The sequence below is a fragment of the Allohoeflea poritis genome, assembly GCF_027889715.1.
Taxonomy (GTDB): Bacteria; Pseudomonadota; Alphaproteobacteria; order Rhizobiales; family Rhizobiaceae; genus Hoeflea_A; species Hoeflea_A poritis.
This window is the reverse complement of record NZ_JAPJZH010000002.1, coordinates 169,007-190,245: the sequence shown is the minus strand read 5'-3', so window position 1 is coordinate 190,245 and position 21,239 is coordinate 169,007. Positions and strand designations below refer to the sequence as shown.

Annotated in this window: 18 protein-coding genes; 7 read left to right on the top strand and 11 right to left on the bottom strand. The window is 61.6% G+C overall.

The features are described from left to right. Position 1: 1 nt before the first annotated feature. Genes OOZ53_RS03940 through OOZ53_RS03930 form a run of 3 tightly spaced genes read right to left on the bottom strand, consistent with a single transcriptional unit; the run spans position 2 to position 2,692 of the window. On the bottom strand, positions 2-838 hold the full coding sequence (locus tag OOZ53_RS03940) for an ABC transporter permease (RefSeq protein WP_271088015.1): 837 nt from the start codon (positions 836-838) through the stop codon (positions 2-4). Next, positions 838-1,641, bottom strand: a complete 804-nt coding sequence (locus OOZ53_RS03935; RefSeq protein WP_271088014.1) for an ABC transporter ATP-binding protein — start codon at positions 1,639-1,641, stop codon at positions 838-840. Before OOZ53_RS03935 ends, OOZ53_RS03940 begins: the two co-directional genes overlap by 1 nt. A 7-nt stretch (positions 1,642-1,648) precedes the next feature. After that, on the bottom strand, positions 1,649-2,692 hold the full coding sequence (locus OOZ53_RS03930; protein WP_425499102.1) for an ABC transporter substrate-binding protein: 1,044 nt from the start codon (positions 2,690-2,692) through the stop codon (positions 1,649-1,651). A 153-nt stretch (positions 2,693-2,845) separates the two neighbouring features. Here OOZ53_RS03930 and OOZ53_RS03925 point away from each other — a divergent pair, with 153 nt between their 5' ends. Further along, on the top strand, positions 2,846-3,751 hold the full coding sequence (locus OOZ53_RS03925; RefSeq protein ID WP_271088013.1) for a LysR family transcriptional regulator: 906 nt from the start codon (positions 2,846-2,848) through the stop codon (positions 3,749-3,751). Positions 3,752-3,791: 40 nt separating this feature from the next. On the opposite strand, the gene OOZ53_RS03920 is transcribed toward OOZ53_RS03925, so the two are convergent. Next, positions 3,792-5,729, bottom strand: coding sequence for a calcineurin-like phosphoesterase family protein (locus tag OOZ53_RS03920; RefSeq protein ID WP_271088012.1), 1,938 nt, complete (start codon positions 5,727-5,729; stop codon positions 3,792-3,794). A gap of 246 nt (positions 5,730-5,975) precedes the next feature. On the opposite strand from OOZ53_RS03920, the gene OOZ53_RS03915 reads away from it, so the two are divergent. The 6 genes from OOZ53_RS03915 to OOZ53_RS03890 all read left to right on the top strand — a co-directional run bounded on the left by OOZ53_RS03915 (position 5,976) and on the right by OOZ53_RS03890 (position 12,539). After that, the gene (locus tag OOZ53_RS03915) at positions 5,976-7,190 is read left to right on the top strand and encodes an ROK family transcriptional regulator (protein ID WP_271088011.1); all 1,215 of its coding nucleotides are present in this window, start codon (positions 5,976-5,978) and stop codon (positions 7,188-7,190) included. Further along, complete coding sequence (locus OOZ53_RS03910) at positions 7,187-8,446, top strand: M20 family metallopeptidase (RefSeq protein WP_271088010.1); 1,260 nt, start codon at positions 7,187-7,189, stop codon at positions 8,444-8,446. The genes OOZ53_RS03915 and OOZ53_RS03910 overlap by 4 nt, the downstream gene beginning before the upstream one ends. A gap of 34 nt (positions 8,447-8,480) precedes the next feature. Beyond that, positions 8,481-9,539: a substrate-binding domain-containing protein gene (locus OOZ53_RS03905; RefSeq protein ID WP_271088009.1), complete on the top strand. Its 1,059-nt coding sequence runs from the start codon at positions 8,481-8,483 to the stop codon at positions 9,537-9,539. A gap of 72 nt (positions 9,540-9,611) precedes the next feature. Further along, the gene (locus tag OOZ53_RS03900) at positions 9,612-10,565 is read left to right on the top strand and encodes an ABC transporter permease (RefSeq protein ID WP_271088008.1); all 954 of its coding nucleotides are present in this window, start codon (positions 9,612-9,614) and stop codon (positions 10,563-10,565) included. A 10-nt stretch (positions 10,566-10,575) separates the two neighbouring features. Then, positions 10,576-11,781 (top strand): alanine racemase, encoded by a 1,206-nt coding sequence (locus OOZ53_RS03895; protein ID WP_271088007.1) that lies wholly within the window; start codon positions 10,576-10,578, stop codon positions 11,779-11,781. After that, positions 11,781-12,539, top strand: a complete 759-nt coding sequence (locus OOZ53_RS03890; protein WP_271088006.1) for an ATP-binding cassette domain-containing protein — start codon at positions 11,781-11,783, stop codon at positions 12,537-12,539. The genes OOZ53_RS03895 and OOZ53_RS03890 overlap by 1 nt, the downstream gene beginning before the upstream one ends. Here OOZ53_RS03890 and OOZ53_RS03885 read toward each other — a convergent pair. The 7 genes from OOZ53_RS03885 to OOZ53_RS03855 all read right to left on the bottom strand — a co-directional run bounded on the left by OOZ53_RS03885 (position 12,536) and on the right by OOZ53_RS03855 (position 21,165). Beyond that, the gene (locus OOZ53_RS03885) at positions 12,536-13,297 is read right to left on the bottom strand and encodes an ABC transporter permease (protein ID WP_271088005.1); all 762 of its coding nucleotides are present in this window, start codon (positions 13,295-13,297) and stop codon (positions 12,536-12,538) included. The two genes, OOZ53_RS03890 and OOZ53_RS03885, sit on opposite strands and share 4 nt — an antisense overlap. Further along, the gene (locus tag OOZ53_RS03880) at positions 13,294-14,277 is read right to left on the bottom strand and encodes an ABC transporter ATP-binding protein (protein ID WP_271088004.1); all 984 of its coding nucleotides are present in this window, start codon (positions 14,275-14,277) and stop codon (positions 13,294-13,296) included. Before OOZ53_RS03880 ends, OOZ53_RS03885 begins: the two co-directional genes overlap by 4 nt. A gap of 121 nt (positions 14,278-14,398) precedes the next feature. After that, on the bottom strand, positions 14,399-16,075 hold the full coding sequence (locus OOZ53_RS03875; protein ID WP_271088003.1) for a formate--tetrahydrofolate ligase: 1,677 nt from the start codon (positions 16,073-16,075) through the stop codon (positions 14,399-14,401). Between the two features lie 40 nt (positions 16,076-16,115). Then, the gene (locus OOZ53_RS03870) at positions 16,116-16,679 is read right to left on the bottom strand and encodes a sarcosine oxidase subunit gamma (RefSeq protein ID WP_271088002.1); all 564 of its coding nucleotides are present in this window, start codon (positions 16,677-16,679) and stop codon (positions 16,116-16,118) included. Further along, positions 16,672-19,620 carry a sarcosine oxidase subunit alpha family protein gene (locus OOZ53_RS03865; RefSeq protein ID WP_271088001.1) on the bottom strand — a complete coding sequence of 983 codons (2,949 nt, stop codon included), beginning with the start codon at positions 19,618-19,620 and terminating at the stop codon, positions 16,672-16,674. The genes OOZ53_RS03870 and OOZ53_RS03865 overlap by 8 nt, the downstream gene beginning before the upstream one ends. Then, positions 19,617-19,904, bottom strand: a complete 288-nt coding sequence (locus tag OOZ53_RS03860; protein WP_271088000.1) for a sarcosine oxidase subunit delta — start codon at positions 19,902-19,904, stop codon at positions 19,617-19,619. The genes OOZ53_RS03865 and OOZ53_RS03860 overlap by 4 nt, the downstream gene beginning before the upstream one ends. A 10-nt stretch (positions 19,905-19,914) precedes the next feature. Then, positions 19,915-21,165, bottom strand: coding sequence for a sarcosine oxidase subunit beta family protein (locus OOZ53_RS03855; RefSeq protein WP_271087999.1), 1,251 nt, complete (start codon positions 21,163-21,165; stop codon positions 19,915-19,917). Between the last annotated feature and the right edge of the window lie 74 nt (positions 21,166-21,239).

Sequence of the window (21,239 nt, the reverse complement as noted above, 5' to 3'; positions counted from 1 at the left end):
GCTATGTGTGCCAACGGATGATGCTTCGCTCCGCGATCGATACGATTGCGAACAGCAGGACGGAAAGACCCGAGGACATGAACACCGTCGCGTAGAGCATGGGCGAGCGATAATTGTACATCGATTCCAGTATGAGCGCGCCGAGGCCGAGATCTGCCCCGATCCACTCTCCGACGATGGCCCCGATCACACATGTGGTCGCAGCGATCTTAAGAGCGGAAAACAGGAACGGCAGGGACGAGGGCAGCCGGATCTTCCAGAAAATCTCCGATTTGGATGCCGACAATATCCGCGCCAATTCCATTGTTTGCGGACTGACGGACTGCAGGCCACGCACCATGTTCACAAGCGTCGGGAAGAAGCAGATCAGGGCCGCAATCACAACCTTGGTGGTCATGCCGAGGCCGAAAATCAGCGCCAGAATCGGCGCTATCGCCAGGATCGGGATCGTGTTGATAAACACGGCAATCGGAAAAAACGCCTTCTCTACCGTTTTGGAGTGAACAAAGGCGATTGCAATCAAAACGGCCGCCACGTTGCCCGTGACAAAACCCAGCGCCGCCTCAAAAAGCGTCGGCCAGAAATTCGCCAGCAAGATGGGGAACTCGGTGACAAGCTTGTCGGCGACTTCACTGGGTGCGGGTGCGATATAGGTCGGTACTTCGAACAACCGGACACCGACCTGCCAGATGATCAGCAGGCCGATTACGGTTGTGATCGGAATGGCTACGGCTTCGAATTTGCGCCGCCGTTCGAACCGGCGCTCTTCCTCGAGCGCCTGCAGTTTGGATTCGTCGGTTTCGACGCTTCCGGGATTTGCCTTGTCCACCATGGTCATCAGCAGGTCTCCAGAAGCTCACGCAGATGGGCCGCGTGGCGGGTGAATTCGGGTGTGTCGCGCAGCTTGATCTCGCGCGGATAGGGCAGGTCGATCTCAACCACTTCGCGCAGTCTTCCGGGATGCGCGGCCAGCATCAGCACCTTTTGGCCGAGGAAGACGGCCTCCGGTATTGAATGAGTCACAAAGAGGATGGTGACGCCGGTTTCCTGCCAGATCTTCAGCAATTGCATATTCAGATGATCGCGGGTCATTTCGTCGAGTGCACCGAAGGGTTCGTCCATCAGGAGCAGCTTCGGTTTGCAGACCAGTGCCCTGGCAATTGCGACGCGCTGGCGCATGCCGCCGGAAAGTTCATGTGGCAGCGCGTCCTCGCGGCCGGAGAGGCCGACGAGATCCAGAAGCTCCGATGGGCTCTTGTCACTGACCGGAATCTTCACGCCGCGCTTGCGGCCGATCTCCAGCGGCAATTGCACGTTCTGAATTGCCGTGCGCCACGGCAGAAGCGTCGCGTCCTGGAAGACGAAGGCGAATTCGCGGGCAAGACGCGCTTCCTCCGTGGATTTTCCGAAGATGCTGACCTCTCCCGTCGCGGCCGGGATCAGGTCCGATACAAGCCGGAGCATGGTTGACTTGCCGCAGCCCGAAGGGCCAAGAATTGTGTAGAAGGCACCGTCCTCCACATCGAGCGTCAGGTTCTCGATCGCGGTAAAGGATCCAAACCGCACGGAGGCGTTCTTCAGGGATGCGGCAACCGGGGGTGATCCGGTTGCCGCTGCCTGGACTGTAACTCCAGAAGGCATTTTTTGCTTATCCGTATTTAGGCCGGTCCGCGGCAGTTGCCTCGAGGATCGACAGGGTCATCATGTCATCGACCTTGGGCGGGTCGCCATCAAACTGACCGAGTGCGGCGTAGGCGTCAATTTGCGCCTGCCAGTTTTCGCGAGTCATCGTGCCCCAGCCGTTCTTTGCCGTCACGGCGTTGAACGAGTAACCGTCGACCAAAGGCACTGCCTTAAGCTCGCTTTCGAGATCAAGATTCGGATAGCGCTCGACGAGGAATTCGCAGGCCTGTTCCTGGTTCTCGTGGACCCAGCCCCAGCCTTTTGCGCTGACGCGGATCATGGCCTCGACCTTGTCCTTGTGCTCGGCGAGTGTCTCGTCGGTCACATAATACGGGTTGGCGTAAAGCTGGATGCCGGCATCCCAAAGACTCATGTCGACACGCTTGTCGCCGAGCACTGAAAGGGCATTGACGTTCGTGGTCCAGCCGGTGACGACGTCCGCCTGTCCGGTCATCAGCACAGCCATGTCGCTACCGCTGGTTAGAACTTCCACGTCGTCTTCGCTGATGTCGTTTTTGGCGAGCAGAGCCCGAAGCAGGATACGGGCCGTTCCCTGCGTCGCGACCTTCTTGCCGACGAGATCCTTCGGAGCCCTGACCGGATTGTCGGTCAGCGAGAAATAGGTGAAGGGGTGCTGCTGGTAGCCGGCGGCAATACATTTGATCGGAATACCGGCAGCGCGGGCCAGCATCAGCGACGGGCTCGACGAGATTGAGCCGAGATTGGCACGGCCTGAGGCGACGGAGGCAACGCCGTCGATATTCGGGCCGCCCGGAACGATCTCGAGGCTCAGGCCCTCTTCCTTGTAATAGCCGAGCTTGTCGGCGGCGACTTCGCCGAGGATACCGTTCGAGGCCAGCCAGCCGAGCTGCATGGTCACCTTGAATTCGTCCGCGGCGGCCGCCTTGTCGATGCTGATCATCGTGCCGGTAAAGGCCGCTCCGGCGGCAACGCCCATTCCCTTCAGAAGCGTGCGGCGTTGAATGTTCGTGTTCACCCTGTTTGTCATTCGTGTCTCCAAATTTGGGGTCATGGGCCGATCGCAGCGCGAACGGCAGGACCCGTTCCTCCCGACTTGACTTTAGCCATGATTCAGGTGAGGCAAGAAGGAGCAAAATTAGCCAACAGTGGTGCAAAAAATGCACCACCTCGAGAGGGCACAATGCATACGGTCTTTCTGCGCTATCTGGACGAGGTCGCAAGGCAAGGGTCGATCCGCAAGGCGGCGAACCTGCTCAATGTGTCTTCGACATCCGTCAACCGCAAGATCATCAATATCGAGGAAATGCTCGGGATCCGGCTGCTCGACCGCTCACCGGAGGGTGTCGAGATCACGCCGGCAGGCAAGCTGGTGCTCGAGCACTGCCGCAAGACCCTCTACGATTTCGACCGGATCAAGGCGATGATCGACGACATCCGGGACCTGCGGACCGGACATCTCAACATTCAGACGCTGGATTCAGTGACCTTCGGCATCCTGCCGCATGTACTTGCCGAATATGGCGAGCGCTATCCCGGCATCTCCCTTTCGGTCACCACCGACCAGCCGGAATCGATCGTCAATTCTGTCGTTTCCGGCGATACCGATATCGGCATCAGCTTCAGCAATTATGTGCACCCGGACGTGCGGGTCTTTGCGGAGAAGGCCGCGCCGTTCGGGGTGATCCTGCGTCCCGATCATCCGCTGGCTGAAAGAAACAGCGTCACCGTCGACGATATCGAGGGTTATCCGCTGGTCAGGACCATCGACGCGCGGGCCGGGCATTCCCTGCTCGACCAGGAGATGGCATCGCTATCGGTGCATCTTTCAACGCACATCTTCACCAATGCGCTGGTGATCGCCAAGCAGGCGATCCTGTCCAAGCAGGTGGTCGGCATCTATACCAAGATGGGTTTCATGGATGAGATCGCGCGTGGCGAGCTGAAGTTCGTCAAACTGTCGCACAAGGCGTTGAGCGAATACAAGATCGGTCTGATCATATCCGGCACGACCGCCATCGATCCGGTCAAGCACCTGTTCCTGAGCGTCGTGGAGCGGCAGTTCAAGCGGCTGAACTTCGATACGTGATGCGTTGGCCCCTCCCGTTTCCGGGAAGGGCCGGTTTGGACTAATCCCACAAATCTTTCTGCCAGGTCATCTGTGGCATTTGTTCGACCACCTCGAAGGTGATGGTGTGATCAAAGGTGCGACCGTAGCGGTCCGTGGTCTGTGCCGTCAGTGTGTGCACGCCGGCTGGAAGGTCCGCGGGCAGGTCGGCGCGCCATAGGTGTTGGGAGTTCTTCGTCAGCATCCAGCTTTGGAGCGGGCCGGGAACGCCGCGCCACTCGACGCCGGTCCAGGTGTTGAAACCGTCCGTTGCCTCTCCATTCTTCGCCGATTTGAAAGCCATGCTGCCGTTCGTGGACTGTTGAGCGAGCGCCAGCGGATCGGCATATTCGACGCCTGACCGCTTGGCTTCGCCGGTTCCGTCCTGGGTGCGTTTGGCGGCAATGGGTTCGCTGCCGTTGATCGAGATGCTGACCTTGCTTTCCTTCGAGCCGTTCCAGACATTGACCGCGACCCATGTGCCGCCCTGAAGATCGGCCCGCGTCAGCATGTTCTGGTCGAAAAGGTCGTTGACGGTGACCGGCGGAAGCACATCCGAGGGCGCGCCGTAAAGGTCGACATAGGCGAGCAGGTCCTTGGCCCAATCGCGGAACCGCGGCGAATTGAAGGAGGCATGCATCTGCTCGTTTTCTTCGCCGCCGAATTTGAGGTAGGTGTCGACATAATCGGAGCCGTCAAAAGCGATCTGGTAATAACCGCGCGGCGAGCCGAGACGCTGTGTGGAGCGCGGAACGCCGTCGTCGTTTACGTCGCCGGCCCACCAGGAGCCGGACACCGCGCCGGTAACGATCTGGTGGAAGGGTGCTGACGGCACCTTGGTGTTCTTCTCCCATCCTTCGTAATCTTCGCCGGGCAGGATGTTCTCGGTCGTGTGCGTGTGGCCCGACAGGCCAAGCGCGGGCCGGCCTTCGAGCAGCGCGGCGAGTTTGTCGAAATTGTCCGTCTGGTGCTTGGCGGCCGTATTGTCCGTGAAAGTCTGGAAAGGGATATGGGCGCTGATGACGATCAGCTTGTCCTGCGGAACATTGGCGAGATCGTTGGCGAGCCATTCAAGCTGCCTGTCCGAGATGACGCCGTTATAGGTCGACTTCTTGTCGGGCGAACAGAAGGGGTGCGGATCGACGCCGTTGCAGGGATAGCGCACATTGTCGAGCGTCACGAAATGCACGTTGCCAATATCGAAGGAATAATATTCGGGTCCCCATTCGGTGCGGAACGTGTCGAAGGAATCGGCATCGCTTTTTGCGTCGAAATCGAGATCGTGGTTTCCGCCGACCCAGTATTGCGGCACGCGGCCGACCGCGCCGATGGCCTTGATGCGCGGATACAGCGACAGGTCGTCACCGGCAACGTCGCCTGCGTAGATCAGGCATTCGGTCTTCTGGTTGTCCCGGTTGGCCAGCATCTTTCCGACCGTCTCGCGTACATAGCCGAGCTCCCGGTTCGTGTAGGCCTGGACATCGCCGAAAATCAGGCAATCGAAGCTGGAGCCGGAGCCGTCGGCAATCAGCGGGAAGTTGATTTGTGCGGGCAGGGGGCCGGTCGGCTTGATGCCGCCGAAGCGCAGATCGGGGGAGCCGGCGACTTTGTGGATGTAGTTGAACTGGGGGATCATGTCCTTGTCGACCGGTGTGGCATGGCCCGCCGGCTTGGTGACGAACAGGTTCATGTCATCATAGGCGGGCAATTCATATTTGCCGTCGGCGCCGGTGAGGACGACCTCGCGACCGTTGGAAACCATGACGCCCTCAATGCCGGACTCGCCATTATCAAGCCTGGAATTGCGGTTCGCGTCGAGAAAGACGGTGCCGCGCGCCTTTCCGCCCGCATCGCCGCTTATGGTTTCGACGGACCCGACATAGGTCGCATCCTTGGCGTGGGCCATGGCCGTGCCGGCGAGCAGCACGGCAAGGGTCGTCAATAATTTCCGAGATAGCATCAGACCGCTCCTTCAATTGGGGTGAGGGTGCCAGATTCGACGACCGCTGTGACCCGGGAGTTGCAGTTCTGTGATAGTTTTCTTGCAGTTTGTTGGCGCGTTGTGGTCAGGCGCAATAATCGCATTTTCACACGGTTGCGCGGCAGCGCATGGCCGTCCGGTCCGCACGGCCCGGCTGGACAGGTTGACGGATGGGCGGGTTCCATGTAATTAGTTCGGTAACAGAACGAACTAATAGGATGCACCTTGAGCGACGCCTCGCGCATATCACGACAACTTTCGCTTTGCGCTGTCATGGAAACGATCGTGCATTCCGGCCCGATCTCGCGAGCCAGCGTGGCGAAGCAGACGGGCCTTTCCAAACAGACGATCTCCGAGATCGCCCGCCTGCTGGAAAATGACGGCTGGATCCGCGAGACCGGCCGGACCAGCGGCCATGTCGGGCGCAGCGCCGTCACCTACGAAATCGTGCCAGACGCGGCTTGCATCGCGGCGGTGGACCTTGGCGGGACCAAGGCCCGCGCCGCGATCGCCGATCTGTCGTGCAACGTTCTTGCCGAGCTTGTCGAGCCGACGGACGAGAAGGGCGGCGTTCACGTCGTCCGGCAGATCGCCCGCATGTGTCGCGATGTGGCGCGGCACAATGACATCGACTTTGAAAAGGTGCGCCTTGCTGTCATCGGTGTGCCGGGCGTGCCGGACCCCGATACCGGTCGCGTATTGATGGCACCCAATATCGCGGATATCGAGACATTCGATGTCGTCGATAAGCTCAGGCAGGAGCTGGGCCGGGATGTGTTCGTCGAGAACGACGTCAATCTGGCCGTTCTCGGTGAGCATTGGATCGGAACCGGTTCCGGGGTCGATGACCTCGCCTATGTCGCGCTCGGAACCGGCATCGGCGCCGGCATCATGGTCGGCGGAGAACTCGTTCGCGGCAGCGCGCATGCGGCGGGCGAGCTCGGTTTCCTGCCCTTCGGCGCCGATCCGTTCGAACCGGAATCGTTGCGTGTCGGCGCACTTGAGCGTGTCACAGCCACGTTCGGTATGCGCGACCGATACAGGCAACTGACCGGAAAAGATGAAGACGTACCCGGTATTTTCGATGCCGCCGCCAGTGGCGACGCCGCAGCGCTGACCGTTCTCGATGAGACGGCAAAGCTTGTCGCGCGGGCGGTCGCCGCGATCTGTGCCGTGACGGGTCCGGGCCGGGTTGTGCTCGGCGGATCGATCGGCAGCCGCGACGAGATCGCCGATCGCGTTCGGGAATTCGCCAGGCTGTGCTTCCCGCGCGAGATCGATATCGCCGTGTCATCGCTTGGAACGCAAGCCGCGATTGTCGGTGCGGCAGCGGTTGGGCTCAGCCATCTGCACGCAACGCTGTTTTCCGGTGGCGTACCCGGCGCTGCCATCGCGCTGCCGCCAAGGGATGTTGTGAAATTCGGCGGGGCGAGGGCATGACGGCGCACGCGCCCATAGTCGAACGGTTTGCGCGGTTGGTTGACCGCGATGCGGTCGTCGCACTGCTTAAGGCCGCGGTCTCGCATGAAAGCATCACAGGCAACGAAGCCAACTTCGTCGCCTTCCTGAACCGGCAGATGGCCGATCTGGGCCTCGATCCGCAGCAGGCGGATTTCCTGCCCGGGCGGCCCAATATCTGGGGCGCGCGCAAGGGAAGGGGCGATGGCCCGCGACTGCTGTTCGTGGGCCACACCGACACCGTGCATGTCCGGGGCTGGAAGGAGCGCTGGCGGGGCACTGAGCGCGAGGACCCGTTCGCAGCGCCGGAGATCGACGGCGAGATCTGGGCGCGCGGCGCCGGAGACCTCAAGGCCGGCATCTGTTCGGCGCTTGCCGCCGTGCAATTGCTGGACAGGGCCGGCGTGGAACTGAAGGGCGACGTCGCATTCGCCTTTGTCGGGGACGAAGAGAGCGGCGAACCGGGCACCGGCGTCAGTGCCGGCATCAAGGACTATACCCAGCGCGTGCTTTCCGGAGAGATCGAGAAGCCGGATTTTGCAATCTATGTGGAGCCGACGCGGCTTTCCGTGTTTCCGGCGCAGATGGGCTTTTTTATCGCCGACCTCGCGATTGCCGGAAAATCCGCCTATTTCGGCGTGCCGGAACAGGGCGTGGATGCTCTGAAAGCCGCGCATGCCGTGGCTTCCGCCATATGGGCGCACTCGGACGCGATTTCCGCGCGTGACAGCCACAGCCTCGTGGGCCGCGCCTTCGCGCTGGTGACGGAGATGAGCGGCGGCGGCTATATCGCCGTTCCGGGGGAATGCCGCCTGTCGCTGATCCGCAAGCTGCTTCCCGGCGAAGCGCTGGATGATGCCGTTGCCGAATTCGAGGCGGCCGTGCGGGGCGCGCAGGTGCAGGATGGCATTTCCATTGAAATCGACTACCCGGCCGGGCGGGATCATCGTTTTGGCGGTTCGCCATCCGAAGTCAGCGAGGATCTTCCGCAGATCCATGATCTCGCTGAAATTCTTGGGGCCGCGTTGCCCGGCCGCGGCCGCATCGAAGGCGCGCCCTACTGGTCGGAGATCCCGTTCCTGATCGATCAGATCGGATGCCCGGCAGTCTATTGCGCTCCGGGAGACATCACCAACTGCCACACGCTCGAAGAACGCGTGAATGTCGAAGAATACGTGGCCGGCGTCGTTGCGTTTGCCGCGTTCATTGCAAACCAGTGCGGCGTCGTCGGTCAGTGACCCGCCGCAGCAAAAAGCAAGGGAGGAACCCGTTATGCGATTTACCAGAATGATGACCACAGCTTCGGTGGCGCTGATGCTGTTGGGTGGACTTGCCCAGGCCGAGACTGTCGGTCCCCAGGGCGAAACCGCGACACCTTCAAAGACGGTGAAGGTGGACGATGACAAGGTATCGATGCTCAAGGAGGGCAATTATCGCGCGGCGCTGCTTTGGCACGATCAGTCCGATTTCGTGAACGCGGTGACGGCCGGAGCCACGGACGAATTCAACCGGCTCGGTATTGAAGTGGTTGCCACCACAAGCGCCGGCTTCGATGCCGCGAAACAGCGCAGCGATATCGAAACGGCACTGGCGAAAAAGCCGAACATCATCCTGTCTTTGCCGCTCGATCCGGTCACATCGGCTGCCGCCTTCAAGGAAGCCAAGGCCGAGGGCGTGAAATTGGTGTTCCTGTCCAACCTGCCGCAGGACTATCAGCATCCGACGGACTATGCGGCGATCGTGACCGATGACCTCTTCCAGATGGGAAAGCAGGCCGCCGATGCGCTGGCCAAGGGCATGGGCGGCAAGGGTACGGTCGGCTGGATCTTCCACGATGCCAATTACTATGTCACCAACCAGCGCGACAACGCCTTCAAGACGACCATCGAGAACGACTATCCGGATATCGAGATCGTCGCCGAGCAGGGCATCAGCGATCCGGCCCGGGCCGAGGACATCGCCAATGCGATGCTGCTCAAGAATCCCGATCTTGGCGGCATCTACGTGACCTGGGCAGGGCCGGCGGAAGGTGTTCTTGCCGCGCTTCGCGCCAATGGAAACAAGACGACGAAAGTGGTGACGCTCGATCTGTCAGAGCCGGTGGCGCTCGACATGGTCAAGGGCGGCAATGTGACGGCGATCGTTGCCGATGAGGCCTATGAGCTGGGCCGTGCAATGGCCGCGGCCGGCGCCCGCGCACTGGCGGGCGAGGAAACGCCGCCCTTCGTTGTTGCGCCGGCGGTCACGGTGACGCCGGACAATGTCGAGGCCGGGTGGAAGCAATCCCTGCACCGCGAAGCGCCCGACAGCGTCAAGAACGCCGGGAAGTAATCTTCCTTCCACTTCCGGCCGGCGTTCAGCCGGCCGGTTTTCAATCAACCGTTCTCAGGGGAGCCGCAGGCCATGGATTGGCTGAGATCCGCCAGGCAGACTTTCGATCTGCAGCAATATGTCGTTTATCTCGGCTTTCTTGCCATCTTCCTGTTCTTCGCCATTACGCTGAGCGATGACGGCTTCCTGACGACCCGCAATCTTTCAAACATCGTCCTGCAGACGGCGCCGGCGACGATCATGGCGATCGGCTTCGTCTTCGTGCTGTCGGCGGGTGAGATCGATCTTTCATTCGGCTCGATCGTTGCGGTTTCAGCGCTTTCGGGCGCCGTGGTGATGCAGGATTATCCGATGGTGGCTGGCATTGCCGCCGGCCTGGGCGTTGGTCTCGCGATCGGCTGGTTCAACGGCTTCTTGGTCGCCTATTTGCGCCTGCCGTCATTCCTGGTCACGCTGGCGACGCTCGGCCTGTTTGCAGGCGTTGCCAGGTCAATGACCGATCTGCGCTCCATTCCGGTGATCAATGACGCCTTTACCGGTTTTTTCGGGTCCGGGTCGTTGTTCGGCATTCCTTCCCTTATTTTGTGGACCATCGGCGCGGTTGTTGTCGGGCATGTGGTCTATCGGGAGACACGTTTCGGTGCCCATGTGATTGCGACCGGCGACAATGCCGGCGCCGCGCAGGTCTCAGGCATCAAGGTGCCGCGCATCCGGCTTGCCGTCCTGATGATCAGCGGCGGCTGTGCCGGGCTGGCCGGGCTGCTCTATGCGGGCCGGTTGCAGGCGGCGCGCTACACGCTCGGCGAGAGCGATCTGATGACGGTCATCGCCGCCGTGATCGTCGGCGGCACCGCGCTCAATGGCGGCAAGGGCTCCGTCATCGGCGCCCTGGTCGGGTCCTTGCTGATGGGCATGCTCAATAACGGGCTCATTCTGATGGGCCTTTCGGTATCCGATCAGATGATCGTGCGGGGGCTGATCATATTGATCGCCGTGGCGATATCGCTGCGCGATCCGGCCCGGTAAGGAGGCACACATGTTTCTGGATGTTTTGAGACGACGCAATCCGAAGCTGATCGAAGCGGCGATCGCGCTGCATCAGCAGGGCCGCATTCCGGCCAACGCCTATGTGCTGGATCTCGACGCGGTCGAGGATAATGCGCGCCTTTTCAAGGCCGAGGCCGACAAGCGCGGCCTCAAGGTCTTCGCCATGACCAAGCAGGTGGGGCGCAACAGCGCCTTCTGTCACGCGCTTGTGCGGGGCGGTGTCGATCGTGCCGTCGCGGTGGACATGGCCTGTGCCGTGGCCTGCGCGCGCGCCGGCATGAGCATCGGTCACCTGGGGCACCTCGTTCAGGTGCCGCGCTTCGAGGCGGCGCCGGCGGCGAGGAACATAAGGCCGGATTACTGGACGGTCTTCAGCGAAGAAAAGGCGCGGGAGGCCGCCGAGGCATCGGATGCAGCGGGCCGCGAGCAAGGGCTCATGGCCCGGATCCAGACACAGGGCGACATCTTCTATCGCGGCCATGAAGGCGGTTTTCCGGCGGAGGATGTTGTCGCGGCGGCGGATATGATCGACGGGCTTTCCGGCGGGCGCTTTGCCGGAATCACGACATTTCCTGCGCTGCTGTTTGACAACGAGACGCGCAAGGTAAAGCCGACGCCGAACCTTGCGACGCTTACAAAGGCGGCGGAAAAACTGGCCGCAGCGGGGCGGTCGGGGATCGAGATCAATGCGCCCGGCACGACCTCCTCCGTGGTGCTCGACGCGCTTGCCGATGCCGGTGCGACACAGTGCGAGCCCGGGAACGGGTTGCACGGGACAACGCCGCTGCATGCGCTTGAGGATCTTCCGGAACGTCCCGCGGTGGTTTATCTCAGCGAGGTTTCGCACATGCATGGCTGGCGGGCCTATTGCTTCGGCGGTGGGCTGTATATCGATCCCGTGTTTCCGGATTACGATGTGAAGGCGGTTGTCGCACGTGAGCCGACGACGGAGGAAACGGCACTGGCGCGTGTCGAGATCCCGCCGCCCTCGGCCATCGACTATTACGGCATGATCGACACCTCCGGCCCGGCCAGCCCGCGTCCTGGCGACAGTGTCGTATTCGGTTTCCGTGGACAGGCCTTCGTCACCCGGGCTTTCACCGTCGGTATTTCGGGGATATCGACCGGGGATCCGCAGGTGGCATCAATCGAGAATATTTTCGGCGGCACCGAAACCTGGCCGGAGCTGCGCTGATGAAAACGACCGTCCATGGCGGCTCCGACGCGCCCGTGCTCGCGCTGGATAATATTCACAAGGCGTTCGGCGGCGTTGTTGCCGTGGAGGATTTTTCGCTGGAGCTTCGAGCCGGTGAAATCGTTGCGCTGGTGGGCGACAACGGCGCCGGGAAATCAACGCTGGTGAAGATGATATCCGGCGTGCATGCGCCGAGTTCAGGCACGATCCGCCTCGACGGCGAGGCGGTTTCCTTCTCGGACGCCAGCGTCGCGCGGGCACACGGTATCGAAGTCGTCTACCAGGATCTGGCCCTGGCAGACCAGCAACCGGTTTACATGAATATGTTCCTGGGCCGGGAAACGGTGCGCGGCCCGCTGAATTTGCTCGACCGCAAGGCAATGATGCGCGAGACCCAGGCCCTTGTCGATGAACTGGATGTGCGCATTCCCTCGGCGAAAGCGATCATCCGCGACCTTTCGGGCGGGCAGCGGCAGGGTGTGGCAATCGCCCGCGCGACCCATTGGGCCAGGAAGCTCATTCTGCTGGACGAGCCGACGGCTGCTCTGGGGGTGGCTGAAACGGCAAAGGTCGAGGATATCGTCAGGACGCTGCGCGAACGCAATATCGCCATCCTGATCATCAGCCACAGTCTCGATCAGGTTTTCCGTCTGTCCGACCGCATCTGCGTGCTGCGGCGGGGCATACAGATCGGCGTGCGCGAAACCGCAAAGACGGACAAGAACGAGATCGTCTCGATGATTACCGGCGTTGGCTAGTTCCTGATCCGGTAGCCTGTCTTGAAGATCCACATGATGGTGCCGAGGCAGATCGCCAGGAACAGGGTGATCATGGCAAGGCTGAGGCCGACCGCGACGTCACCCTGGCTGAAGAAGCTCCAGCGGAAGCCGGAGATCAGATAGACCACCGGGTTGAAGAGCGTGATGTTCTGCCACAGCGGCGGCAGCATGTTGATCGAATAGAAACTGCCGCCGAGAAACACCAGCGGCGTGATCACCAGCAACGGCACCAGCTGCAACTGCTCGAAATTCTTCGCCCAGATGCCGATGATGAAGCCGAACAGGCTGAAGGAAACGCAGGTCAGCACCAGGAATCCGAGCATCCAGACAGGATGATCGATGCGCAGCGGAACGAACAGCGTGGCGGTGAGCAGGATGATGATGCCGATGGCGAATGATTTGGTGGCCGCCGCTCCGACATAGCCGACAACGATTTCGATGCTGGAGATCGGCGCGGAGAGGATTTCCTGGATGGTGCCGATGAAGCGCGGGAAGTAGATGCCGAAGGAGGCGTTGGAAACGCTCTGGGTCAGCACGGTGAGCATGATGAGGCCGGGCACGATGAAGGTGCCGTAGCTGACGCCCTCGACATCGGCGAAACGCGAGCCGATCGCGGCGCCGAAAACGACGAAATAGAGGGCGGTCGAAAGCACGGGCGAGACGACGCTTTGCAGAAGCGTGCGGAATGTCCGCGACATCTCGAACAGGTAGATCGCCTTTATCGCGTGAAAGTTCATGCCTCACCCTTGATCAGATTGACGAAGATCTCTTCCAGCGAGCTTTCGTGTGTCTGCACGTCGCACAGGACGAGGCCGGCGGATTTGAGATCCGAAAAGAGCGATGTGATGCCGGTGCGCCCACCGGTCGGGTCATAGGTGTAGATGAGCGCGTTGCCGCTTGTCGCGATTTCCAGCTCGTATTTGGACAGCGCGTCCGGGATGCGGCCCAGCGGGTCCTGAAGTTCGATGCGGATCTGCTTGGTGCCGAGGCGTTGCATCAGCGTCGCCTTGTCCTCGACCAGCATCAACCTGCCCTTGTCGATGACACCGATGCGGTCGGCGATCGCCTCGGCCTCCTCGATATAATGGGTCGTCAGAATGATGGTGACCCCGTCGGCCTGCAGTGCGCGCACGGTCTCCCACATATCCTTGCGCAATTCGACATCGACACCCGCCGTCGGCTCGTCAAGGAACAGGACACGCGGCTCGTGCGACAGCGCCTTGGCAATCAGCACGCGCCGTTTCATGCCGCCAGACAGGGTGACGATCTGGCTGTCGCGCTTGTCCCAGAGCGACAGTTTGCGCAGGACCTGCTCGATGGTGCCCGGATTACGGGGCTTTCCGAACAGGCCGCGCGAGAAGGTGACGGTGTTGTTGACCGTCTCGAAGGGCTCCAGATTGACTTCCTGGGGTACCAGGCCGATCAGGCCGCGGCTCTGGCGGTAATTGTCCACGACATCGTAACCGCCCACGGTGACCTTGCCGCCGCTTGCATTGACGATACCGCAGATGATGGAGATAAGCGTTGTCTTGCCGGCGCCGTTGGGGCCGAGCAGGGCAAGTATCTCGCCCTTTCGTATATCGAGAGACACCGCATCAAGCGCGACGGAGCCGCCGGTATAGGTTTTCGACACATTGTCGATTGCGCAGATGATTTCATTGCCGGCTGGCGGCTGATCTGCGGCGCTCGTGTGTTGTTTCAGTATTGTCGTATTCATCCGGTGCGCGGCCCCGAGTTGGATTCGGCCCGGACTTTATTTCAAACCACCCGGATTTCAAACACAGCTTCCGTGAATGCCGGGATGCCGGAAGTTCCGCATCCCGGTCTCGCGGCAGCAATCAGAACAGGCCTTCAATCAGGCCGTCATCATTGAGGCGGATCGCTTCCGCCGATGGCGTTTTCGGCAGACCCGGCATGGTCATGATCTGGCCGCAGATGACGACGATGAAGCCGGCGCCCGCCGACAGGCGCACCTCGCGGACCGGTACGCTGTGGCCGGTCGGCGCGCCGCGCAGGTTCGGATCGGTCGAAAACGAGTATTGCGTCTTTGCCATGCAGACCGGCAGGTCTCCGAAACCGGCGTCTTCCCACTGGCGAAGCTGGTCGCGGATCTTCTTGTCCGCCAGAACCTCGTCGGCCCGGTAGATCCGCTTGGCAATGGTCTCGATCTTTTCGAACAGCGGCATGTCGTCGGGATAGAGTGTTGAAAACTGCGCCATGCCGCTGTCGGCGATTTCGGCGATGCGTTCCGCGAGTTCCGTGATGCCTTCCGAGCCCTGCGCCCAGTGCTTGCACAAAACCGCCTCGGAGCCGAGGCTTGCCACATAATCCTTGACGGCGGCGATTTCCGCATCGGTGTCGGTGACGAAGTGGTTGATGGCGACGACCGCCGGTACACCGAAGGATTTGACGTTCTCGATATGGCGGCCGAGATTGGCGCAACCGCGCTGCACGGCTTCGACATCCTCCGTGCCGAGATCTTCCTTCTTTACCCCGCCATTCATCTTCATGGCGCGCACCGTGGCGACGATGACGACGGCGTCGGGCGCAATGCCGGCCTTTCGGCATTTGATGTCCATGAACTTCTCGGCGCCGAGGTCTGCGCCGAAACCGGCTTCCGTCACGACGTAGTCGGCAAGCTTCAATGCGGTTTTGGTGGCAACCACGGAATTGCAGCCATGGGCGATATTGGCGAATGGGCCGCCATGCACGAAGGCCGGATTGTTCTCCAGCGTCTGAACGAGGTTGGGCTGCATCGCGTCCTTCAACAGAACCGCCATGGCGCCATCGGCCTTGATGTCACGGCAGGTGACCGGCGAGCGGTCGCGGCGATAGGCAACGATAATGTCGCCGAGCCGCTTTTCCAGATCTTCGAGATCGTTTGCCAGGCAAAGGATCGCCATGACCTCGGACGCAACGGTGATGTCGAAGCCGGCCTCGCGGGGGAAACCGTTGGCAACGCCGCCCAATGAGCAAACGATCTCGCGCAATGCCCGATCGTTCATGTCCATGACTCGGCGCCACGTCACACGGCGGATGTCGATGTCTTCCGCGTTGCCCCAATAGATGTGATTGTCGATCATCGCCGACAGAAGATTGTGCGCCGAGGTGATGGCGTGGAAGTCGCCGGTGAAATGCAGGTTCATGTCTTCCATGGGCACGACCTGCGCATAGCCACCGCCGGCGGCGCCGCCCTTCATGCCAAAGCAGGGGCCGAGCGAGGCCTCGCGGATACAGATAGCAGCTTTCCTGCCGATGCGGTTGAGGCCGTCGCCGAGACCGACGGTGGTGGTCGTCTTGCCTTCGCCTGCCGGTGTCGGATTGATGGCGGTGACGAGGATCAGCTTGCCGTCATTCCTGCCCTTCTGCGCCGCGATGAATTCAGCCGAGACTTTTGCCTTGTCATGGCCATAGGGAAGCAGGCTTTCATTCGGGATGCCGAGCTTCCCGCCAATCTCCTGGATTGGCTTCTTGTTCGCTTCTCGGGCGATTTCAATATCGGACTTGTGTGCCATATCTGTCTTCTCCAATTGCCCGGTCATGCCCGGGATCTTGTCATTGAATGTTCTTTGCCGACGTCACGACGGCGTGCAGGAATGATGGCGCGGACGAGCGCGCCGAAAGCAGCAGGAAAGAGTCTTCGCCGTCGCGAAAAATGATGACACCGAGATGTTCCATGACCGTGCGCGCGACGGCGCCGGTCACGAATGTCTGGGGATGCAGGTCCAGTGGACAGATGCGCTCCAGCGCTTCGCGGCACCGGGTTCCGGAAACCCGCAGCACCGCCCAGCTGTCGGACTGATCGGTGTAATAGCCGGCGTCGCTGAGCTTGCGGGCTATTATGTCCACCGGCCCTTCGTCCTGTCGCTCGAACAGTGCGAAACACTGGCCCGGCTGGAGCCCCAGAAAGCGCGGTTCACCGGCGTCGGCTTCGACCGAGGAACCCACCGGCGGGAGCGCGATCCCGTAGGCACCGGAAACCGCGCTCGCCAGTTCAGCCTCGCGGCCCTGCGGTGAGGCGATGGAGACAAGGGCAAGGTCTGTTATTTCGGTGATTTCAAGCCTGTCGAATTCCTGCCGGAAGCCGTTGAGCGGCGAGCTTGGTGCAAGTCTAGGCACGCTGGCGTTCTCCTTCCGGATCGACGAAATGCGGCGATACGATCCTGACCTCGATGGTTTTGCCGCGCAGCGGATCGGCCGCCTGAACGATCTCTCCCACACGGTCCCGGCCACGGGCGATGAATCCCAGTCCGATGGAATGGCCGAGCGTCGGGGAATAGGCGACGGAAGTCATCCAGCCTTCGTCGTTCTCGGTTGTTGCCGGCTTGTCGCGGCTGGTGAAATGCGCGCCGGCCGAGAGATGCTCATTGCGCATGACCGGAGCGAAACCCATCAGTGCCAGCCCGTCTTCACGATTGAGATGCGATCGCTCCGACAAGGTGTTGCCGATACAGTCTTTTTTCTTCGAAACCATGCGCTCCAGACCGAGGTCGCGCGCCGTTGTCTGTCCGCACAGTTCATTGGCCACCGGATGGCCTTTCTCGATGCGCAGCACGCTGAGCGCCTCGGTGCCGTAAGGAACGACACCGAATTCCTCGCCGACATCCATCAATGCGCGGATCATCGCATCGCCATAACGGGCCGGAACCGCGATCTCGTAGGCCAGTTCGCCGGAAAAGGAGATGCGGAACAGCCGCGACGGGGTTCCGTCGAAGACCGTGACTTCGCCGCAGGCCATGAATGGAAAGGCTTCGTTGGATAAATCGAACTCCGGATCGACCACCTTGCGCAGAAGATCGCGCGAATGGGGGCCGGCAACAGCGAACTGAGCCCACTGTTCCGTCGCCGATATCAGATGCACGTCGAGACCCGGCCAAAGGCACTGGCGGCAGAACTCCAGGTGACGGAATACGCTGACCGCGTTGGCCGTGGTCGTTGTCATGACGAAATGGTTCTCGCCGAGCCGCGCGGTCGTCCCGTCATCCATGACCATGCCGTCTTCGCGCAGCATCAGACCGTAGCGCACCTTGCCAACGGGTAGTTTGGCAAAGCCGTTGGAATAGACGCGATTGAGGAATTCGGCCGCATCGCGTCCCTGGATGTCGATCTTGCCGAGTGTCGTCACGTCGCAGATGCCGACCGATTCCCGTACCCTGACAGCTTCGCGGTCGACACTTTCGCGCCAGTGTGTCTCTCCCTTTTCGGGAAACCATTGCGCGCGCAGCCACTGGCCGGCCTCCACGAAGACCGCGTCGCGTTCCTCTGCCGATTTGTGGCTCGTCGTCAGCCTTGTGGGGCGAAACGCCTTGCCGCGCGAACGGCCGGCGAGGGCGCCGATCGCGACGGGCGTGTAGGGCGGTCTGAAAATGGTCGTCCCGGTTTCGGGAATTGAGCGGCCGTTGCATTCAGCCATGACGGAGAGACCGAGAAGATTGGCGGTCTTTCCCTGATCCGTCGCCATGCCGAGCGTGGTGTAACGTTTAAGGTGTTCGACGGAGCGGAAGCCTTCCTGATGGGAAAGCTTGACGTCCTTTGCCGTCACGTCGTTCTGCAGATCGATCCAGGCGCGCGGGCCATCCGCCTTTACATGGAAGAAAGCACTGGTTTCGACGGCTTCGTCCTCCGCTGCGGGGAGGGCGATGGATGCCGGTTTGAAGCCGAGCTCCTCGGCCGCTGCATGGGCCTGCTCATGTCCTTCGCGCAGGGCAGCCGCGAGTGTCAGGGCGCCATTGGCGGCCCCGGCCACGCGCATTCCGACCGGCAGGTCCGGGCCCGGCACGAAACCGGCGATGTCATCCCGCCATTGCGGCTTGTCGCGCTGGTGGCAGGTCAGGTGCACATTGGGGCTCCAGCCGCCGGAAACGGCGAGGCAGTCGCATTCGATTGTCGTGCCGTTGGAAAGGGTGATGCTCTTGAGGCCGTGACGGCCCTTCGTGTCCGTTACGTATGCCCCCATCGCAACCGTCGCGCCGGCCGGCGCCTCAAGCGGCGCGCGGTCGCGCGTGTCGACAATAGCAGCAATATCGGCGCCATGCGCGGCAAGATCGGAGGCGGTGCGCCAGCCATCGTCATTGTTGGTGAAGACCGCGATGCGCTTGCCGGGCAGGGCTGCCCAGCGGTTGGCGTAGGCGCGCACGCTGCCTGCGAGCATGATGCCGGGGCGGTCATTGTTGCCGAAGGCGATCGACCGCTCCGTTGCTCCGGCGCACAGGATCGCGCGTTTCGAATAGATGCGCCACAGAACCTGTCGCGGTTTGCCGGCGCTTTCCGCGAGGTGATCCGTCCTGCGCTCCAGCGCGCCGTAAATGCCATGATCGTAGGCGCCATAGATTGTCGTGCGCGGCATCAGGCGCACATTGTCCATGGAGGCCAGTTCCGCGACCGCCTGTTGTGCCCAGTCCGCGCCGCTGGTGCCGGCGACCGCCATGGTCTCGGTGTTGAGCCGGCCGCCGAAGCGGAAATCCTCGTCGGCGAGGATAACGCGCGCGCCGGAGCGGGCCGCCGACAATGCGGCGCAAAGCCCGGCTGGCCCGGCGCCGATAATCAGGATATCGCAGTGCAGGAAGCCCTTGTCGTAGATGTCCGGGTCGGCCTTGCCCGACAGCCGTCCGAGGCCGGCGGAGGAACGGATGACAGGCTCGTAGAGCTTTTCCCAGAAGGCCTTCGGCCACATGAATGTCTTGTAGTAGAAGCCGGCGGATAGGAAGGGCGCGAGATAGTCGTTGACGGCCATGAGATCGTAGCGCAATGGCCCGCGGTGGTTCTGGCTGCTTGCGACAAGCCCGTCGAAGAGCTCGGTGACCGTGGCCCGTGTGTTCGGCTCGCCATGGCCGTCGCGTCGCAGTGTGACGAGCGCGTTGGGCTCCTCGGAGCCCGCCGTGAAGATGCCGCGCGGGCGGTGGTATTTGAATGACCTGCCGACAAGCTTCACGCCATTGGCGATCAGTGCGGAGGCGAGCGTGTCGCCCGCGTAGCCTTCCAGGCTGGTGCCGTTGAAGGTGAACCGGAGCGCCCTGGACCGGTCGAGAAGGCCGCCGTCGATGCGATGAGTCTGGCTCATCGTCCGCGCCCCCTCTGCAAAGCGACGTCCCTTGCCAGTTCGACGTTCGTTATCTCGTGGGTGATCGTATCGCGGGTGACGACGAGCCAGGACCGGTCGCCCTGTTCATGGAACCACAGTTCCCGGTGCGCACCCGCCGGGTTGTCGCGCAGATAGAGATAGTCATGGAACTGCTGCTGCGCGTCCTTGGCCTGCCAGTCGGGCCGGTCGATCAGTGACGCATCGCCAAGATAGACGAATTCTGAAGCATCACGCGGGCCGAGCAGGGGATGATTGATGATCATTGGCCAGTCCTCAATGAAGGTTCGGCTGGGCGCCGGCGCCGCGCTCATCAATCATGCGGCCGCTGATGAAGCGGTCGAGGCGGTATTCGGCAGCGGTCGGATGCGGCTCGTCCCGTGCCAGCAGATGCGCATAGCAGAAGCCCGATGCCGGCGTTGCCTTGAAGCCGCCATAACACCAACCGCCATTGAAATAGAGACCGTCAATATGGGTGCGGTCGATGAAGGGCGATCCATCCATGGACATGTCCATGACGCCGCCCCACATGCGCAGCAGCCGGGCGCGGCCGATCATGGGCATGATGGCCATGCCGCCCTCGCAGACATCCTCCACGACCGGAAGATTGCCGCGCTGGGCATAGGTGTTGTAGCCGTCGATGTCGCCGCCAAAGACGAGACCGCCCTTGTCGGACTGGGAGATGTAGAAATGCCCCGCGCCGAAAGTGATCACGCCGGGAATGACCGGCTTCAGGCCTTCCGAGACAAATGCCTGGAGTGCATGGCTTTCGATGGGCAGGCGCATACCCGCCTTCGACATGACGCGGCCGGAAGATCCGGCGACGCACACGGCCGTCTTCCTTGCCAGGATCGCGCCGCGCGAGGTCTCGACGCCTTTGCATACGCCATCCTCGATCAGGAAACCGGTGACCTCGCAGTTCTGGATCAGATCGACGCCATGCATGTCTGCACCGCGCGCATAGCCCCAGGCCACGGCATCGTGGCGGGCGGTTCCGGCGCGCGGCTGCCACAGGCCGCCCTGGATCGGAAAGCGCGCATTGTCGAAATCGAGAAACGGACACTGTTTCTCAAGGCCTGCACGATCGAGCAGGACGGCGTCCGCGCCGGCCATGATCATGGCGTTTCCGCGCCGCGCAAAGGCGTCGCGCTGGGAATCCGAATGGTAGAGATTGATGATGCCGCGCTGGGAGACCATCGCATTGTAGTTGAAGTCCTGCTCCAGGTTTTCCCAGAGCTTCATGGACAGCTCGTAGAAGGGCTCGTTTCCGGGCAGCAGATAATTGGAGCGGATAATGGTCGTGTTGCGGCCGATATTGCCGGAGCCGAGCCAGCCCTTTTCCAGCACAGCAATGTTGGACAGCCCGAATTCCCTAGCGAGATAGTAGGCGGTCGAAAGCCCGTGACCGCCGCCGCCGACAATGACGATGTCATAGGATTTCTTGGGTTCCGGCTCGCGCCAGACAGGCTTCCAGCCGCGGTTGCCGGTCAGCCCTTCCCACAACACTTTCATACCGGAGTAACGCATACTGGTTCGCTCCCCTCGTCGCCGGCCGCATCATCCGGCCGGGCCATGTGATTGACTTTCCTGAAACAGTCGTA

Bases quoted from the DNA above. Each gene is read 5' to 3' on its own strand.
- OOZ53_RS03895 (WP_271088007.1), top strand. From the start codon at position 10,576: ATGTTTCTGGATGTTTTGAGACGACGCAATCCGAAGCTGATCGAAGCG.
- OOZ53_RS03865 (WP_271088001.1), bottom strand. From the start codon at position 19,620: ATGAGCCAGACTCATCGCATCGACGGCGGCCTTCTCGACCGGTCCAGG.
- OOZ53_RS03910 (WP_271088010.1), top strand. From the start codon at position 7,187: ATGACGGCGCACGCGCCCATAGTCGAACGGTTTGCGCGGTTGGTTGAC.
- OOZ53_RS03900 (WP_271088008.1), top strand. From the start codon at position 9,612: ATGGATTGGCTGAGATCCGCCAGGCAGACTTTCGATCTGCAGCAATAT.
- OOZ53_RS03925 (WP_271088013.1), top strand. From the start codon at position 2,846: ATGCATACGGTCTTTCTGCGCTATCTGGACGAGGTCGCAAGGCAAGGG.
- OOZ53_RS03880 (WP_271088004.1), bottom strand. From the start codon at position 14,277: ATGAATACGACAATACTGAAACAACACACGAGCGCCGCAGATCAGCCG.
- OOZ53_RS03860 (WP_271088000.1), bottom strand. From the start codon at position 19,904: ATGATCATCAATCATCCCCTGCTCGGCCCGCGTGATGCTTCAGAATTC.
- OOZ53_RS03940 (WP_271088015.1), bottom strand. From the start codon at position 838: ATGACCATGGTGGACAAGGCAAATCCCGGAAGCGTCGAAACCGACGAA.
- OOZ53_RS03885 (WP_271088005.1), bottom strand. From the start codon at position 13,297: ATGAACTTTCACGCGATAAAGGCGATCTACCTGTTCGAGATGTCGCGG.
- OOZ53_RS03855 (WP_271087999.1), bottom strand. From the start codon at position 21,165: ATGCGTTACTCCGGTATGAAAGTGTTGTGGGAAGGGCTGACCGGCAAC.
- OOZ53_RS03905 (WP_271088009.1), top strand. From the start codon at position 8,481: ATGCGATTTACCAGAATGATGACCACAGCTTCGGTGGCGCTGATGCTG.
- OOZ53_RS03920 (WP_271088012.1), bottom strand. From the start codon at position 5,729: ATGCTATCTCGGAAATTATTGACGACCCTTGCCGTGCTGCTCGCCGGC.
- OOZ53_RS03930 (WP_425499102.1), bottom strand. From the start codon at position 2,692: ATGACAAACAGGGTGAACACGAACATTCAACGCCGCACGCTTCTGAAG.
- OOZ53_RS03890 (WP_271088006.1), top strand. From the start codon at position 11,781: ATGAAAACGACCGTCCATGGCGGCTCCGACGCGCCCGTGCTCGCGCTG.
- OOZ53_RS03875 (WP_271088003.1), bottom strand. From the start codon at position 16,075: ATGGCACACAAGTCCGATATTGAAATCGCCCGAGAAGCGAACAAGAAG.
- OOZ53_RS03935 (WP_271088014.1), bottom strand. From the start codon at position 1,641: ATGCCTTCTGGAGTTACAGTCCAGGCAGCGGCAACCGGATCACCCCCG.